Source organism: Paenibacillus rhizovicinus, assembly GCF_010365285.1.
GTDB lineage: Bacteria > Bacillota > Bacilli > Paenibacillales > Paenibacillaceae > Paenibacillus_Z > Paenibacillus_Z rhizovicinus.
Map to the genome: position 1 here is coordinate 5,815,309 of NZ_CP048286.1, position 15,651 is coordinate 5,830,959.

Sequence of the window (15,651 nt, forward strand, 5' to 3'; positions counted from 1 at the left end):
ATGGAGAGGAGCGGGAAACGGAATGAAATCGGAAGAAAGCTTGAAGCCGGAAATCATGGCTTATTTGGAACGGATCGACTATAAGGGGCCGCTCGACGGAAGCGCCGAAATGCTGGCAGCGCTGCAGCAAGCGCATCTGCACGCGGTTCCTTACGAGAACTTGGATATTTTGAACGGGGTCCCGCTGTCGCTCGCTCCGGAAGCATTATGGGACAAAATCGTCCGCAGGCGCCGCGGCGGGTATTGCTTCGAGCTGAACGCGCTGTTCGGCTGGCTGCTCGGGGAGCTTGGTTATCGCGTCACGAATTACGTGGCGCGCTTCTGGCGGGACGAAACGGCGCTGCCCCCGAAGAGGCGGCATCATGTGCTGAGGGTGGAAGCGGAAGGCAGAGTTTATCTGTGCGATGTCGGCGTAGGCGGGAGTGTACCTCGCCGGCCGCTGCTGCTGGAGGATGGATTGGAGCAGCAGCAAGGCGAAGAATGCTACCGGCTCGACCGGGATGCGGCGTTCGGGTGGTTTCTGAGCGAGCGGAAGAAGGGGATATGGGGTCAAGTTTATTCCTTTACGGAAGAGCCGCAGTTCCCGGACGATTACGCGTTCGCCAGCTACTGGTGCCAACACGCGCCGGACTCCCCGTTTCGGGCGGAATTGAAGCTTGCGATCTGTACGCCGGAAGGCCGCAACACCGGCGCGGGCGGCGAAATCCGGCTGTTCCGGAACGGCGACGTAACGGTGCTTCAGCCGGCGACGAAAGCCGAACTGGACGAAGCGTTGGCTGAATATTTCGGCATCGTGATTTCGTAGCCGAAGAAACGGCTCGATCGCAGCTTGGTTCGGCGGGACGGACTTGCGGCTGTCGCCGGTAACCGGTTTAGGAAAGCGCGGGCAGAAGCCTTCAGTCGCAGCGCCGTTAAGCTTTCACCTTGCGGCCGTTCAGCATGACGCGGAAGATGAGCGCGACGAGCGCGAGCACGCAGGCGATGAACAGCAGCGTGCGGGCATTGTGATGGACATAGGTTTTGACCGTCTCCCATTCTTCCCCGAGCATGTAGCCGACATAGATGAAGAGCGTGCTCCATACGAGAGCGCCCGCGTAGGCGTACAGCAGAAAAGTCCGAAGCTTGAAACGCGACATGCCTGCCATATAAGCCGTCACGTGGCGAAGGCCCGGAATGAAGAATCCGGCGAACAGCAGCAATTTGCCGTAGCGGTTCATCCAGCCTTGGGCGCGTTCGATCTTGGCAGGCGAGAGACGGACGCGAGGACCGTATTTGAGCAGGAAAGGCAGTCCGAAACGGTTGCCGATCATGTAGCTGGCGGTGATGCCGATGGCTGCGCCGAGGAAAGCGCTGAGGACGACGAGCGGCGCAAGCAGCCTGCCGTCGCCGACGAGATAGCCCGAATACGTCAACAGCGCTTCGTCCGGGACGGGAACGCCGACGATGCCGAGCGACAAGGCAAGCGTCAATCCGAAATATCCGTAGCGCATAATGAGCAGCTCTAAGAGGTTTTCCAAGGCAGTGGCCTACTTTCTGCGATCGTGATCGATAGATACGACATGAATGTTATATGAAAGTGTAGTTGTTTTATATTTCTTCCCATATCGGAATGGACTATACTAGGAACGAATCCATTTTATCGAAAAAGGTGGCTATCAAATTGACTCGTAAATTGCGTTGGGGAGTCATCGGCTGCGCGGGCATCGCCGTTCATTCCGTTATCCCCGGCATCCAACAATCCTCGACAGGAGAAGTGACAGCGATTGCAAGCCGCGGAATCGCCAAGGCCGAGGAAACGGCAGCCAAGCTTGGTATTCCGAAAGCCTATGGAAGCTATGAAGAAATTTTGGCGGATCAAGAGATTGACGCCATTTATATCCCGCTGCCGAACCATCTGCACATGGAGTGGTCGATCCGCGCCATGGAAGCGGGCAAGCATGTGCTTTGCGAGAAGCCGATCGCGCTGAATGCCGAAGAGGCACAGCGGATGGCGGATGCGGCAGCCAAGAACGGCGTGCACCTGGCCGAAGCGTTCATGTACCGCAACCACCCGCGCTACGACGAGATCAAAGCGATCATCGACTCCGGCGAAATCGGGGAGCTGCGCGGCATTCACGGCGCGTTCACGTTCAACAACGCCGGCGATTCCGGCAACGTCCGCTACCGCAAAGAATGGGGCGGTGGCTCCCTCTACGACGTCGGCTGCTATCCGATCAGCGCGGCGAGACTGATTCTGGGCACGGAGCCAGAAGCGGCGACCGTGCATGCTCTGATCTCTCCGGAGCATGACAATGTCGATATGATGGCGTCCGGTATCCTGGAATTCCCGGGCAGCGTGGCGCTGACCTTCGATTGCGGCATGTGGGCGGACTTCCGCAACACGCTGGAAATTCTCGGAACGAGCGGACGGATCGAAATTCCGAACGCGTTCGTTAACGACCCTACCTTCTATGTTTACACGAAAGACGGCAAGCGCGAAGCGAAGCAGCCGGCGCTTAATCAATACTCGCTTCAAGCCGATACGTTCGCGCGCAATGTATGGGGCGAACAAGAAGTCAGATTCACGCCTGCCGATGCGGTAGCGAATATGAAAGTCATCGACGCCTGCCTGGAATCCGCGTATTCCCGCAAGCGCGTGACATTATAGAAGGGAGAAACATTCTAATGAAACATATCGAACTTCCCGGATTAAAGCAAGGCGTATCTCAATTGATTATGGGGTCTGATTATTTTTCGCCCGAGGTTTATGAATTGGTCAGCTCGAATTTGGACGCTTTCGTCGCTATTGGCGGCAACACGATCGACACCGCTTACATTTATTACGGCGGCAAGAGCGAGCAGGCAATCGGCATGTGGATGGAAGAGCGGAAGAACCGCGATTCGATCAATGTCTGGACGAAGGGCGGCCATCCGCACAACGGCGTGCCGCAAGTGAACAAGCAAGCCATCTATGACGAACTGATGATCAGCCTAGAACGTCTTCGCACGGACTACATCGACGTCTATGCACTGCATCGCGACGATGTGAACGTGCCTGTCGGCGAAATCGTGGAAATCTTGAATTCGCATATCGAAGCAGGACGCATTCGCACGTTCGGCGGTTCCAACTGGACGACCGCAAGATTGCAGGAAGCGAACGAATACGCGGCGGCGCACGGTTTGCGCGGCTTCGAATTCAGCAGTCCGAACCTCAGCCTCGCGAAAGCGCAGGAGCCTTATTGGGCAGACTGCATCAGCGTAGACGACAAGATTCTGGCATGGCATGAGAGCAACGGATTGCCAATCTTCTCCTGGTCGTCGCAGGCGCGCGGTTTCTTCACGGGCCGCTTCACGCAAGAAGACCGTTCGGACGCCGATCTCGTACGCGTCTTCTACAACGACGACAATTGGGAGCGTTACCGCCGCGCCGAGGAACTCGGCAAGCAAAAGGGCTTCTCGACGATTCAGATCGCGCTCGCTTACGTGCTGAATCAATCTTTCCCTTCGGCGGCCATCATCGGTGCCCGCAATGAAGCGGAGATGAAGTCTTGCCTGGAAGCAACAAGCATTTCATTATCGCCGGAGGAAATCAAATGGCTGGATCTGAGAACGCGTTAATCGAGCTTTGGCCGGAAGGCGCCCCTTATGCAGCGGGGACGACGGATGAAGACAGACCGGCGCTGACGACGTATCTGGTCGAAGGCAGCCAGGGCGCCGTCATCGTTTGCCCCGGCGGCGGCTACGGCATGCGGGCGGACCATGAAGGCCATCCGATCGCGCTATGGCTGAACAGCATCGGTATCTCGGCTTTCGTGCTGCGTTACCGCGTGGAGCCGTATTCGCATCCGAGCCCGCTGCTAGATGCGCAGCGAGCGATTCGTTACGTGCGTCTGCATGCGGCCGAATGGGGAATCGACGAGCAGAAAATCGGCATTCTCGGCTTCTCCGCTGGCGGCCACTTGGCTTCGACGGCAGGAACGCAGTACGATGCCGGAAATCCCGAGGCGGAGGATCCGGTCGAGCGGATGTCAAGCCGTCCGAATGCGCTTATGCTCTGTTATGCCGTCATTACGATGGGGTCCCCGTTCACGCACGAGGGCTCGCGCCAGAATCTGCTCGGCAAGAATCCGGAAGCGGCGATGATCGAACGCATGAGCAGCGAGCTGCAGGTCACTTCGGATACGCCGCCGACGTTCTTGTGGCATACCGCGGACGATGGAGCGGTTCCGGTGGAGAACGCCTTGCAGTTCGCAATGGCTTTGCGCCGCTCGGGCGTGCCGTTCGATCTGCATGTGTACGAGAAAGGGCGGCACGGTTTGGGACTCGCCGAGGAAGATCCGCATGTCGCGACATGGTCGACGGTGTGCGGGTTATGGTTGAAGCGCTACGCGTTCTAGCAGTCGCGTAAGCGTAAGCAGCAGTCAAGTTTAGTACGCGGAGAAGCGGACGACGGGCAAATATGCGCCAACGCCGTTCCGTTTGCCGCTTGCGGTTCGCAAGCGAGCGATAAGGATCCTTCCTGCCTGTGGCGGGAAGGATCTTTGCATGTCTGCCGCTATTGGCGTACGGCAGTGTCTTCCCGGCCACTATCGAAATACGGGCTGTTCCATACTCCGGGACAATAGTGGTATGATAGATTTGCTATCCCTATTATCGTTCAACCATAAAGGAGAGACGACATCCGCATGAGCAGCAAGCAAGCTTATCAAGATACGTATCAAGGCGAACCGGCGGTATGGCTGAAGTTCGGCCGTTATGAAGCCGTCCTGCTTCCCGAGGTCGGAGGCAATCTGATTGCTTTCCGCGATGTTGAGAGCGGTTACGCCTTCCTGCATGAACCGACGCAAGAAGAGATGGAATCATTCAAAGCAAGACCGTTCATTCACGGCATTCCCGTGCTGTTCCCGCCGAACCGTTTCGAAGACGGCAAGTTCCCGTGGAACGGCCGCACGCTGGAGTTCCCGGTCAACGAGCCGGCGACGGGCAACCATCTGCACGGTTTCGTTCACAGCGAGGCGTGGGCGGTAGAAGATTTCGGCACGACGGCAACCGAGAGCTATGTCGTCGCGGCACTGAAAGTAGACGAGCAGAGCGCGGCGTACAAGTACTTGCCGTTCCGTTTCACGCTGCGGCTTCGTTATGCGATCAGCGATCTAGGGCTGGAGCAGCAATTCATGGTCATCAACGAAGGCGATGAGACGCTGCCTTGCCTCTTCGCATTCCATACGTCGGTCAATGCGCCGTTCGTGCCCGGCAATTCCGCGCAGGACTACCGCCTGAAGCTGACGATCGGCGAGCGCTGGCATTTGAACGAGCGCATGCTGCCGACGGGCGAGTTCCAGCCGCTGACGGCAAACGAGGAATTGTTGAAAGGCGAAGGCGTGTACCCGTTCTTCGAATCGCTCGACAATCACTATACCGTGGAGCCGCAGAACGGCCGCAACCGGATGGAGCTGACGGATACGAAAGCCGGATTGACGCTCGTATACGACGCCGGTACGTCCTATAAGCAGTGGATGATCTGGAACAACGGCGCTACGGAAGGGTTCTTCTGTCCGGAGCCGCAAGTGAGCTTAGTCAACGCGCCGAATACGAGCCTGCCGGCAGACGAGATCGGCTTGTTCAGCCTCGCGCCCGGAGAAGTGTGGCAAGAGCGCGCACGAATCTACGTGAAGTAACAAGTAAAAAGTATAAGCCGATTATCAAGCGCATAAGCGATAAAGAACATATCGAATAGCCCGCAGCTTCGAAACAGGCCCTTGTTGCAAGGGATCTTTTCGAAGTCGCGGGCTATTGTCGTCCGGAAGAGATTTACGGAGCTTGTTCGGAGTCGGAGAACGCCAGCCATTTGGCGGCTTCTTCGAGAATAAGCTTGTCCCGCAGCAGCATGAACCCTGTCGAATAGTCCGTGCAGCTTGCAAGTCCGGTATTCATGACGTCCAGCGCCTGCTCGATGGTCATCCATTGCGCCGTCATGCCAAGCCGCTTCTCGTTCGCGGTCAGCTGCGTCTCGTACGCTTGGCTGGCGCGCGCGATGAAACAATAAGACAGCTGCAAGTAATGATTCCGCTTCTTGTGTTCCTCGATATACCCAAGCGGCTCCAAAATTTCGGCGTCATACCCTGTTTCTTCCCGGATTTCACGCAAGAACGCTACCTCCGGCGTCTCTTTGGCTTCCACGCCGCCGCCCGGAAGCTTGTAGAGCGACGATTTGGCCATGTACATCATGGCCACGTTGGCTTCCTCATCCAACAGGACCCCGCGGGAAGCGTAGCGGTTAACGGAAGGCAGCAGGTCCGGCTCCCCTCCCAGAATGTCCCGATCCGTAATTCTATTCAGCAGTTGCATGGGATCCCCCCTGAAAAGTAGACTTCTTGAGCTCAAGGAGTCTGTCCGATGATCGTAGTAGAAGGTATTAATATAGAGTTATTATACCGTGGCTTGGGACAAAAGTAACTCTTTCGTGCGGACGCTTAGCTCAGATTTCTTTCTTCCGGGAGAGGAGGAGCCGGCCCTTTGCGGATCGCCGAAGGCGCTTTGCTGCGAACTTTCTTGAACACGCGGCCGAAATACGTCATGTTGGAGAATCCGACAAGGCTCGCGATCTCGGTAACGGGATAATCGGTATCGAGCAGCAGGCGTTCCGCTTCCTGGACGCGCAGCATATGCATGTATTCGATCAACGTTTTTCCGGTGACGCTTTTGAAGATTTTGCAGAAATGGTTAGGGCTTAAGTTGACCATCCGGGCGGCTTCGCCGACGCTGATCGTCTCCTGGTACCGCTCGCGCAGCGTCTGAAGCAGGTTTGTGAAGTCGTACGGCTTCTGCACGCGGGTCGGCGACTGGGAAGTGCTCTGCTGCGCGTATCGGAAGTAGAGGCCGAAGATTCGCAGCAGCTCGGCCTTCACGAGCAGCTCGTAGCCGGACTGTTTGTTGGTGAATTCGATGAGCAGCCGCGAGAACGAGGCATTCATTTCTTCGATATACGGGGCATCCGTCCGCATCCAGCTCGGCCATTTCAGATGTTGGTTCAAGTAGGGGACGAAGTAGTGATGCTCGGTAATGTCGAGGCCGCTTCCGCGTACGAGCGCTTCGTTGAAGACGATGCAGACGAGCTCCGTGTCGGGCGTGAGCTGGACTGCGCTGTGCAGCTGCTTTGAATTGACGAAGGCGAGCTCGCCTTTGCCGAGCTGCTCGAAGGAGCCGTCCACCTGGATTCGCGCCTGCCCCTTGCGCACGTAAACCCATTCGATATGATCATGCCAGTGCGTGGAAATGCCTTTGACGATGAAGACGTTGATGGGAAAGGTGCGATCGGGAATGGGCGTGTTTTCTTTGAGCGGACTGACTGTCATCGGGCGTACCTCCTCGGCGCAAGCATACGATTTTACGATCAAGATCACGAGTAATAGCGTTGTTACCGTTTTAATTGAATGAAGAAACGTAAGATTGTACGAATATATCACAATTTCGATGCTAGTCTCAACGTGAATCTTTCAGTACGATTAATGCAGTTCCATATTGCGCTGAAAGGTGATGAATTTGCAATCATGAAAAACATTCGTATCGGTACGCTCGTTGGCGGCGGCACGGCAGATAAAGTCATTCCTCAACTCATTCCGCACGGCTTCGAGTCGTTCGCATTAACGTTCTGGCAGTCGACCGGGGGAGCGGACCTCTATGAGCTGGCCAAGCGGGTCAGGGATCAAATCGAGGGACACGACATCGCCATATCGGCGATCGGCGTATTCGGCAACCCGCTTACGGGGGCAGGCGATAATGCGGATACATTGGCGAGCTGGGAGCGTTTGATCGACGCGGCGGAAGCATTCGGCACGAATCTCGTCAACGGGTTCACGGGCCGCATGCCGGGAAGCATCGACGAGTCCATGACGCGTTATGCGGAAGTGTTCGGCGAGCTCGCCAAACGCGCGGAAGCGCGCGGCGTGCGCCTCGCGTTCGAGAACTGCGACATGGGCGGCACGTGGAAAGGCGGAGAGTGGAACATCGCGCATAATCCGACGGCGTGGGAAATGATGTTCAATGCGCTGCCTGCCGACAACATCGGACTGCAATGGGAGCCATGCCATCAGATGGTAAGCCTGATAGATCCGATCCCGCAGCTTCGCAAGTGGGCATCGACAGGGAAGATTTTCAACGTGCATGGCAAGGACGCCACGATTGCTTGGGATGTCGTGAAGGAATACGGCATTCATGGGCCGCGCGAATTCGTCTGGCACCGCACGCCTGGCTTCGGGGACACGAATTGGACGGACATCATCTCGATTCTTCGGCAAGCGGGCTATACGGGCAGCATCGATATCGAAGGCTGGCATGATCCGGTGTACAAGGACGAGTTGGAGATGACGGGGCAAGTGCATGGCCTGAATTATTTGAAACGCTGCCGCGGCGGCGATTTCGTGCCGAATCCGATTGTTTAATCGCTGCGATGCACCATCTATTATTGTCTTACGAAAAGGAGCTTGAATAAGCCATGACCCATAAAATCATCGTTGCCGGCTGCGGCGGCATGTCCAACACTTGGCTGGATTACGCGATCCAGCGGGAGAACGCCGAAATCGTCGGCTTGGTCGATATTTTCGAAGAAAGCGCGAAAGCGATGGCAGCGAAAAAAGGACTGAACGTTCCGACGTTCACGGACCTTGGCGCGGCTCTTGCGGCGACAGGCGCGAATCTCGTGTTCGACGTGACCATTCCGGCAAGCCACAAGACAATCGCCATCACGGCGATGCAGGCGGGCTGCAACGTATTCGGCGAGAAGCCGATGGCGGAGTCGTTCGCGGACGCGAAAGAGATCGTCGAAGTCAGCCAAGCGACGGGCAAACGGTACTCCGTCATGCAGAACCGCCGTTATAACAAGCAAATTCGTTCATACCGCGACATGGTCGGCTCCGGTTCCATCGGAACCATCGGTTCGATCCACGCGGACTTCTTCCTTGGCGCGCATTTCGGCGGCTTCCGCGATGCCATGGACAACCCGTTGATCATCGATATGGCCATTCATACGTTCGACCAGGCGCGTTTCATTACGGGCGCGGATCCCGTATCCGTGTACTGTCATGAATTCAACCCTCCGGGATCGTGGTATGCGGGCAACGCGTCGGCAATCTGCATTTACGAAATGAGCGACGGCTCCGTCTTCACCTACCGCGGATCGTGGTGCGCGGACGGCTTGAATACGTCGTGGGAATCGGACTGGCGCGTCACGGGCAGCAAAGGCGGCGCGCGCTGGGACGGCGCGACGATGCCGTACGGCGAAATCGTCAATCCGGAGAAGGCCGAGGGCTTCATCCGCGAGATGCTTCGCATCGAAGGCCAAGAGGTCTATGACGGCCAAGAAGGTCACTGGGGCTGTCTGGACGAAATGTTCGCGGCGCTCGAAGCGGGCCGGCCGGCCGAGACCGACTGCCTGGATAACATCAAGAGCGTAGCGATGGTGTTCGGCGCCGTCGAGAGCGCGCGCACCGGGCAGAAGGTTATGCTGTAGCCCGCTTGGCGCTGAGGCTGGGCGAGGTAAAGCGGTAAAGGAGAAGAGCTTGCCCCTTTGGGGGCAGGCTCTTCGTATTATTAGGCCAATCAGAATATACCGGCACGGGCTTTCGTTTTATGAAAACTCCGATTAAACCGTTTCGTGAGGATTTCTTTCAGTTCTTGCTTAACCAGCTCCGACGAAACGCTCCCTTTCGTTTCCGGAATGGAAACCCTCATTTTGATTTGTTTTAGGCCCAATTAGGCCTGTTCCGAGTATACTTCCACCGACCATGGTTATCGTTGCTCCTAAGCAGATAATGGAAGCATCCCCCTATAGAAGAAATAAGATGCAATCGAGGATTTTGCGTAAACGTTATCATAAACGAATGTGGCGGAGCCAACATTTAATCGATACAATGCAATGCATTCATCTAATAAACCGCAAATTAGTGTCATGTTAGTTGACACAAAAATAAAAAAACTCGATGGAAATAATAATAAATCATTAAAAACATAACACATTCATGTCATATATATAAAATGTAAGCGCTTTAATTACTATTTTCTTTTGATAGACTCTTGTAATATGGATTCGTGTGTAATAGAATGAACCTAGAAATTGCGTAAACGTTATTACAATATTTTTTAAGGATTGGAGGTTGCCATGACGAACAAGGAAATCACAATAAAAGATGTAGCAAAGCGGGCGAACGTGTCTGTAGCAACTGTTTCCCGAGTGATGAACGGACGGGATCGAGTGAGCGATGCGACTCGAAAGAAAATACTTAAGATTATCGATGAACTAAACTTCGTTCCCAATACAATGGCTGCATCCATGGTAAATAAAAAGACCAATATGTTGTCGGTCGTCGTCCCGGAAATTCAGAATCCTTTCTATACCGCGGTTATTGGCGGCATGGTAGAGATCGCCAAGCATGCAGGTTTCGTTACGCTTGTTGTATCCACGAATGACGACGAGGTGGAAGAGGCGGCATTTTTCGAAAGCTTCCTCGGAAAAAACGTAGACGGCATTGTCTTGGTCGGTACGCACAAAGATGCGGAGTTTTATCGGAATATTCGCAAGCCCACCATCCTAGTGGATCGTTATATTAATGATTGCGGTCATGACGGAGTGATAATTGATAACTTTCGCGGGGCATACGATGCGACCAAGCATTTCGTGGAATGCGGTCATGAACGAATCGCCATTATAGACGGAGCGCATGATTATAACGATGGTAAGGATCGATACTGGGGCTACCATCAGGCTATGCATGAGAGTAGACTGACACCTGATCCTAAGCTCCATAAGCAGGGGAAATGGCTTGAAGAGGACGGTTATCGGTTTACGGTTGAACTTATGCAGTCCGAGCAACCTCCTACCGCGATATTTGCGGCTAACAATGTCATTTGTACGGGGGCGATTAAAGCGATCCGGGATTTGAATCTTCATATCGGGGAAGATATTTCGTTGATCGGTTTCGATGAGAACGAGCTTGCTCAGTTTGTACGGCCAAGAGTAACGGTTGTTGGCAGGCCGACAAGGGAAATGGGGATTCAAGCGGCAGAGATGCTTATACAAAAAATCAAGGAACCGCCCAAGGGGCAGGCAAAGCTGAAGAAGATGATATTAGACGTTGAATTGATGAAGTTCGACTCGGTCAAAAAGCTGAATGAGTCTTAAAGGAGGAACACGATGGCGAATATCTTGGTAGTCGGCAGCATGAATATGGATATCGTCACGCAGGTTGATCGTCATCCTATTCCCGGTGAAACTATACAAGGCAACGCAACGAATTTTTACATTGGAGGCAAGGGGGCTAATCAGGCGGTTGCCGCCTCGCGCTCCGGGGCATTAGTAGCCATGGCGGGAGCCATTGGTTCGGATGCCTTCGGTTTGGATATTATCAATCGTTTGGCGGAGGATCGAATTGAACTTGATCGGGTCGTTAAGAAATCAGTAATGACTGGCGTCGCGTTGATCACGATTGATCAAGCTGGCGAGAATCACATTATTTTATCTGCAGGCGCCAATAACGCATATGGAGCAAATGATGTGGATCAACTAGATTTAGCTCGATACGACGTCATATTGCTGCAAAATGAGATTTCCGTGGCTGCGACCGCGCGAGTGCTGGACAGAGCAGTCGAGGCGAACATTCCTGTATTCATGAACCCGGCACCTATTGCCGGATTTGACGTTGCCCAGCTGAGGAAGGTCAGTTTCATGATTCTGAATGAGCTGGAAGCAGAAGAGATAAGCGGTATCGAAATCGGAGGTATCGACGAGGCGAAGCAAGCGGCGAAGCGAATGTTTGAATCAGGCCTATCTCGTATTATTATAACGTTGGGCAGCAAGGGATCCCTCTATATGGATCAGACCGGAATTTTTGTGGAAATGCCTGCGTTTTCAGTATCTGTCGTGGATACGACAGCGGCGGGAGACACCTTTATAGGAGCTTTCGCTGCAAAACACGCGGACGGAAGCACGATAAGGGAGTGTCTGCATTATGCGACTGCAGCTTCGGCGCTTGCCGTATCCGCTGCCGGTGCACAAAGCTCGATTCCGACTGAAGATGAGGTAATGGCTTTCCTGGCGACAATTAAACCTTAAGCCGAACAAGGGAATATTTACTGCAATATACAGAGATTCTTTCTCTTTAGGGAATCTCTATAGCCAAATGCTTTTATCCATTAACGCTGAGTCTTAATAAAGTCATCTCTTGTGGCTATAGCAAATCAAGATGAAGAGGAGGTCGCATGATGGGGCACCCGGTTTTGACAATGGAAGGAATCAGCAAGGAATTTCCAGGGGTTAAGGCTCTGTCCGATGTCGACTTTGAGCTGTATCCAGGTGAGGTTCATGCGCTCATGGGAGAGAATGGAGCGGGGAAATCCACGCTGATGAAGATTTTATCCGGCGTCTATTCAGCGTCGCGGGGGACGATCAGGCTCAAGGGCGAGGACGTGACATTCAACAATCCATTGGATGCTCAGCGGCAGGGCGTATCGATTATCCATCAGGAATTCAATTTATTTGCCAATTTGTCCGCGGCGGAAAATATTTTTATCGATCGGCCCGAGATGGTAGGAAAGGCCGGTCGGATCAAGTGGTCGAAGATGTTCGACGAGGCCCAGCGGCTCGTGGACTCCATCGGAGGAGGCGAAATCGATGTCCGACAGGAGGTGCGTCATCTCGGCGTTCATAGCCAGCAAGTCATCGAGATTGCCAAGGCGCTGTCCTTCCAAGCGGATGTATTGATTATGGATGAGCCGTCGGCCGCTTTGCCGGAAAACGAAGTGAAGAAAATGTTCGAGGTTGTGAACAGATTGCGGTCTCAAGGCGTAGCCATCGTGTATGTCTCCCACAGAATGAAGGAAATTTTCGAGATTGCGGATAAGGTTACGGTGCTGCGGGATGGATCGAGGATCGATACCCGACGCATTGATGAGGTTACCGAACAGAGCCTGATTCAAATGATGGTGGGCAAAGAGGTAAAGCAATTGTACCCGGTACGTGAGCAGAAGCATGGGGAAGAGGTTGTATTGCAGGTCAAGCATATGTCGCTTGATTCAACTCACCGCGTCTCCTTCGAATTGCGAAAAGGAGAAATACTCGGACTGTTCGGTATTCCGGGCTCCGGCACGCACACCGTTGCGGAGCGTTTATTCGGGTTAAAACGCGGATCAGGCGAAATCATCATCAACGGCACCGTGGCGCGAATCAATAGCCCCAGCGAAGCCAAAGCCAAGAAGATTGCTTATGTCCCGCCGGATCGACACCGTCAGGGCATTATTAAACCGATGAGCATCCGGCAAAATTTATCGCTTCCCACGCTGCCCCAACTTTCAAACGGGATCGTAATGGATCGTGCCCGTACCGAGCAGATGAGCGGCGAATATATGGAGAAGCTTCGGATTAAAGCGCCCAGCGATCAGCAAAGCGTGGACTTTCTGAGCGGAGGCAATCAGCAGAAGGTCGTCATCGGCAAATGGCTTGCCGCCAATCCGGAAATTCTCATTCTGGAGGAGCCGACGCGGGGCGTCGATGTGGGGGCTAAGGCGGAGATATACAATATTATCCATCAGCTGGCCGGTGAAGGGCTGAGTATCTTGCTCATCACGTCCGAATTGCCGGAAGTCATCGGTCTGAGCGATCGTATTTTGGTGTTACACAAGGGTGAGGTTGTGCATGAATTCCAGCATGGCGAGGCCGATCAAGAGCAATTGCTGCAACGGGCTTCGCATCCGCGCATAGAAGGAGGCGCGGTATGAAACGATTACTGAACGTGCATGAAGCGCCTATCATTGTTTTTACGATTCTTATCACACTGTTGTTTTCCATTACTTCTTCTGATTTTTTCCAATTCGATAACGTGAAGCTCATTCTGGATCAGAACATTTCTACGTTCATCGTAGCGATTGGCATGACGATGGTCATTCTCCTAGGGGGGATGGATTTATCCGTCGGGTCCGTCCTGGCAGTGACTGCGACCGCCGTAGGGCTTCTCCTCAGTCATGGTATCCATCCTTGGATTGCAGCGCTATTGGGGATAATCATCGGTGGGCTGTGCGGGATGGTCAATGGTTATTTTATAGCCGTAAGGAAGATCCCTGACATTATTGTTACGCTGGCCACCATGTATATTTTCAGAGGAATTGCGGTCGGTATCAGCGGAGGGACCTGGATGACCAACTTTCCGGAAGGTTTTCGCTTCTTCGGGCAAGGTAAGCTGTTCGGGATATCCTTTCCATTATTGATAGCCCTTGTTCTCATTGCTATCTTCGTCTATCTGCTTAAATTCACTCGGTCCGGTAGAAGAATATACGCGATCGGCGGAAACGGCTCCGCAGCTAAGCTCGCTGGAATCGACGTAGCGAAATCCAAGTTCAAGGTGTACGTGTTAACGGGATTGCTTGTCGGAGTGGCTTCCGTTATTTTTGCCTCCAAAGTAGGCAGCGTGCAAGCCTCCACGGCGGGAAATGCTTTGTCGTTTGAGGTGATGGCAGCTGTGCTGATCGGCGGCGGAAGCATATTCGGCGGCATAGGCACCGTAGCCGGAACGATGCTGGGCGTACTCTTTATGGGCATTATTAAAAACGGACTGATCATCTCTAAGGTGTCTCCGTTCTGGGTAGATGCTTCGACCGGTTTTCTGATTATTCTGGCAATAATCATAAATACATTGCAGCGCTTCCGACAAAACAAAGGCAAAGAGGGTGAATTGGTATGAGTGTTTGGACTGGTCGGTTCTCGCTCAAGTCGAGTTCATTAGTCGTTCAGTTGATTCTGCTACTCTTCATTCTCGTCCTGTTCAGTATATGGTCTCCTTACTTCCTGTCTGCCACCAACTTCATGAATGTGTTGAACCAGATGGTCGAAGTCGGCCTCATCGCGATTCCGATGACGCTGATTATTATTTCCGGAGCAATGGATCTCTCGGTAGGTTCGATTTTGGCTTTCTCCGCAGTTTGCATTGGAGTTGCGTTCGAGCGTGGTATCAATATTTGGGTTAGTGTGGGAATCGGCTTGCTGGCAGGTTTGTTATGCGGAGCAGTCAACGGTTATTTGATTGCTAGGCATCGCATGCAGGCGATTGTCGTCACCATCGGGATGCTGGTCATGTTGAGAGGGCTGGTTTACGTCGTGAACGAAGGCAGGCCGATCAGCGGATTCCCGGATTCCTTTTACTTTTTGGGGCAGCGGTTTATCGGAGGCGTACCTTTTAACGCCATTTTTCTTGTGGTGATTTTCCTGATAGCCAGCTTTGTCATGAAGAAAACAAGATTCAGCGCCTATGTGTACGGGATCGGGAATAACGAAGAAGTCGTTCGTTATTCGGGCATTTCGGTCGTGCGCATACGATTTATCCTCTTTATGCTTAGCGGTTTATTCTCTGCCTTGGCAGGCGTATTCCTGATGTCCCGTTTAGCAAGCGCGGAAGCGACATCGGGTACCAATATAGAGCTTGATGTTATCACGGCTACTTTAATAGGAGGTACGCATATTTTTGGGGGAAGGGGGAGTCTTGCAGGGACATTCGTGGGGCTGCTGATCATTGTTTTTTTGAGGAATGGCTTGAATTTGCTAGGTGTGTCAGTGCTTTACCAGGCGGTTATCTTAGGGGCGCTGCTTCTGCTCGCCGTAGGAAACAAAAAATTCAACGGAGCGTGAAACGT

The 15,651-nt window shown here is 53.5% G+C and carries 15 protein-coding genes; 12 read left to right on the forward strand and 3 right to left on the reverse strand.

All coding sequences use genetic code 11. From position 1 onward, the window contains the following. Positions 1-22 precede the first annotated feature (22 nt). Positions 23-805, forward strand: coding sequence for an arylamine N-acetyltransferase family protein (locus tag GZH47_RS25880; protein ID WP_162643882.1), 783 nt, complete (start codon positions 23-25; stop codon positions 803-805). A 106-nt stretch (positions 806-911) separates the two neighbouring features. Here the strand turns inward: GZH47_RS25880 and GZH47_RS25885 are convergent, their stop codons facing one another. Then, positions 912-1,517, reverse strand: a complete 606-nt coding sequence (locus tag GZH47_RS25885) for a DedA family protein (RefSeq protein WP_162643883.1) — start codon at positions 1,515-1,517, stop codon at positions 912-914. Between the two features lie 143 nt (positions 1,518-1,660). On the opposite strand from GZH47_RS25885, the gene GZH47_RS25890 reads away from it, so the two are divergent. From GZH47_RS25890 to GZH47_RS25905, 4 genes are all read left to right on the forward strand, one after another. Beyond that, on the forward strand, positions 1,661-2,647 hold the full coding sequence (locus tag GZH47_RS25890; protein ID WP_225446220.1) for a Gfo/Idh/MocA family protein: 987 nt from the start codon (positions 1,661-1,663) through the stop codon (positions 2,645-2,647). 17 nt (positions 2,648-2,664) lie between these two features. Further along, on the forward strand, positions 2,665-3,597 hold the full coding sequence (locus tag GZH47_RS25895; protein ID WP_162643884.1) for an aldo/keto reductase: 933 nt from the start codon (positions 2,665-2,667) through the stop codon (positions 3,595-3,597). Next, the gene (locus tag GZH47_RS25900; RefSeq protein WP_162643885.1) at positions 3,573-4,376 is read left to right on the forward strand and encodes an alpha/beta hydrolase; all 804 of its coding nucleotides are present in this window, start codon (positions 3,573-3,575) and stop codon (positions 4,374-4,376) included. Before GZH47_RS25895 ends, GZH47_RS25900 begins: the two co-directional genes overlap by 25 nt. 288 nt (positions 4,377-4,664) lie before the next feature. After that, positions 4,665-5,657, forward strand: coding sequence for an aldose 1-epimerase (locus GZH47_RS25905; protein WP_162643886.1), 993 nt, complete (start codon positions 4,665-4,667; stop codon positions 5,655-5,657). A gap of 133 nt (positions 5,658-5,790) precedes the next feature. Here the strand turns inward: GZH47_RS25905 and GZH47_RS25910 are convergent, their stop codons facing one another. Both GZH47_RS25910 and GZH47_RS25915 read right to left on the reverse strand, forming a co-directional pair. After that, on the reverse strand, positions 5,791-6,327 hold the full coding sequence (locus tag GZH47_RS25910; RefSeq protein ID WP_162643887.1) for an NUDIX hydrolase: 537 nt from the start codon (positions 6,325-6,327) through the stop codon (positions 5,791-5,793). Positions 6,328-6,452: 125 nt separating this feature from the next. Continuing rightward, entirely contained in the window at positions 6,453-7,334 is an 882-nt protein-coding gene (locus GZH47_RS25915; protein WP_162643888.1) for an AraC family transcriptional regulator, read from the reverse strand. A gap of 195 nt (positions 7,335-7,529) precedes the next feature. Between GZH47_RS25915 and GZH47_RS25920 the strand changes: the two genes are divergently transcribed. The 7 genes from GZH47_RS25920 (at position 7,530) to GZH47_RS25950 (ending at position 15,646) form a co-directional block, all read left to right on the forward strand. Then, complete coding sequence (locus GZH47_RS25920) at positions 7,530-8,420, forward strand: sugar phosphate isomerase/epimerase family protein (RefSeq protein WP_162643889.1); 891 nt, start codon at positions 7,530-7,532, stop codon at positions 8,418-8,420. Positions 8,421-8,473: 53 nt separating this feature from the next. Next, a complete protein-coding gene (locus GZH47_RS25925; protein WP_162643890.1) occupies positions 8,474-9,487 on the forward strand; it encodes a Gfo/Idh/MocA family protein in 1,014 nt (337 codons plus the stop codon). A gap of 648 nt (positions 9,488-10,135) precedes the next feature. Beyond that, positions 10,136-11,155: a LacI family DNA-binding transcriptional regulator gene (locus GZH47_RS25930; RefSeq protein WP_162643891.1), complete on the forward strand. Its 1,020-nt coding sequence runs from the start codon at positions 10,136-10,138 to the stop codon at positions 11,153-11,155. Between the two features lie 12 nt (positions 11,156-11,167). Then, complete coding sequence (locus GZH47_RS25935; RefSeq protein WP_162643892.1) at positions 11,168-12,085, forward strand: ribokinase; 918 nt, start codon at positions 11,168-11,170, stop codon at positions 12,083-12,085. Between the two features lie 170 nt (positions 12,086-12,255). Beyond that, a complete protein-coding gene (locus GZH47_RS25940; protein WP_225446586.1) occupies positions 12,256-13,746 on the forward strand; it encodes a sugar ABC transporter ATP-binding protein in 1,491 nt (496 codons plus the stop codon). Beyond that, positions 13,743-14,705, forward strand: coding sequence for an ABC transporter permease (locus GZH47_RS25945; protein ID WP_162643894.1), 963 nt, complete (start codon positions 13,743-13,745; stop codon positions 14,703-14,705). Before GZH47_RS25940 ends, GZH47_RS25945 begins: the two co-directional genes overlap by 4 nt. Continuing rightward, complete coding sequence (locus tag GZH47_RS25950; protein WP_162643895.1) at positions 14,702-15,646, forward strand: ABC transporter permease; 945 nt, start codon at positions 14,702-14,704, stop codon at positions 15,644-15,646. Before GZH47_RS25945 ends, GZH47_RS25950 begins: the two co-directional genes overlap by 4 nt. Positions 15,647-15,651 lie beyond the last annotated feature (5 nt).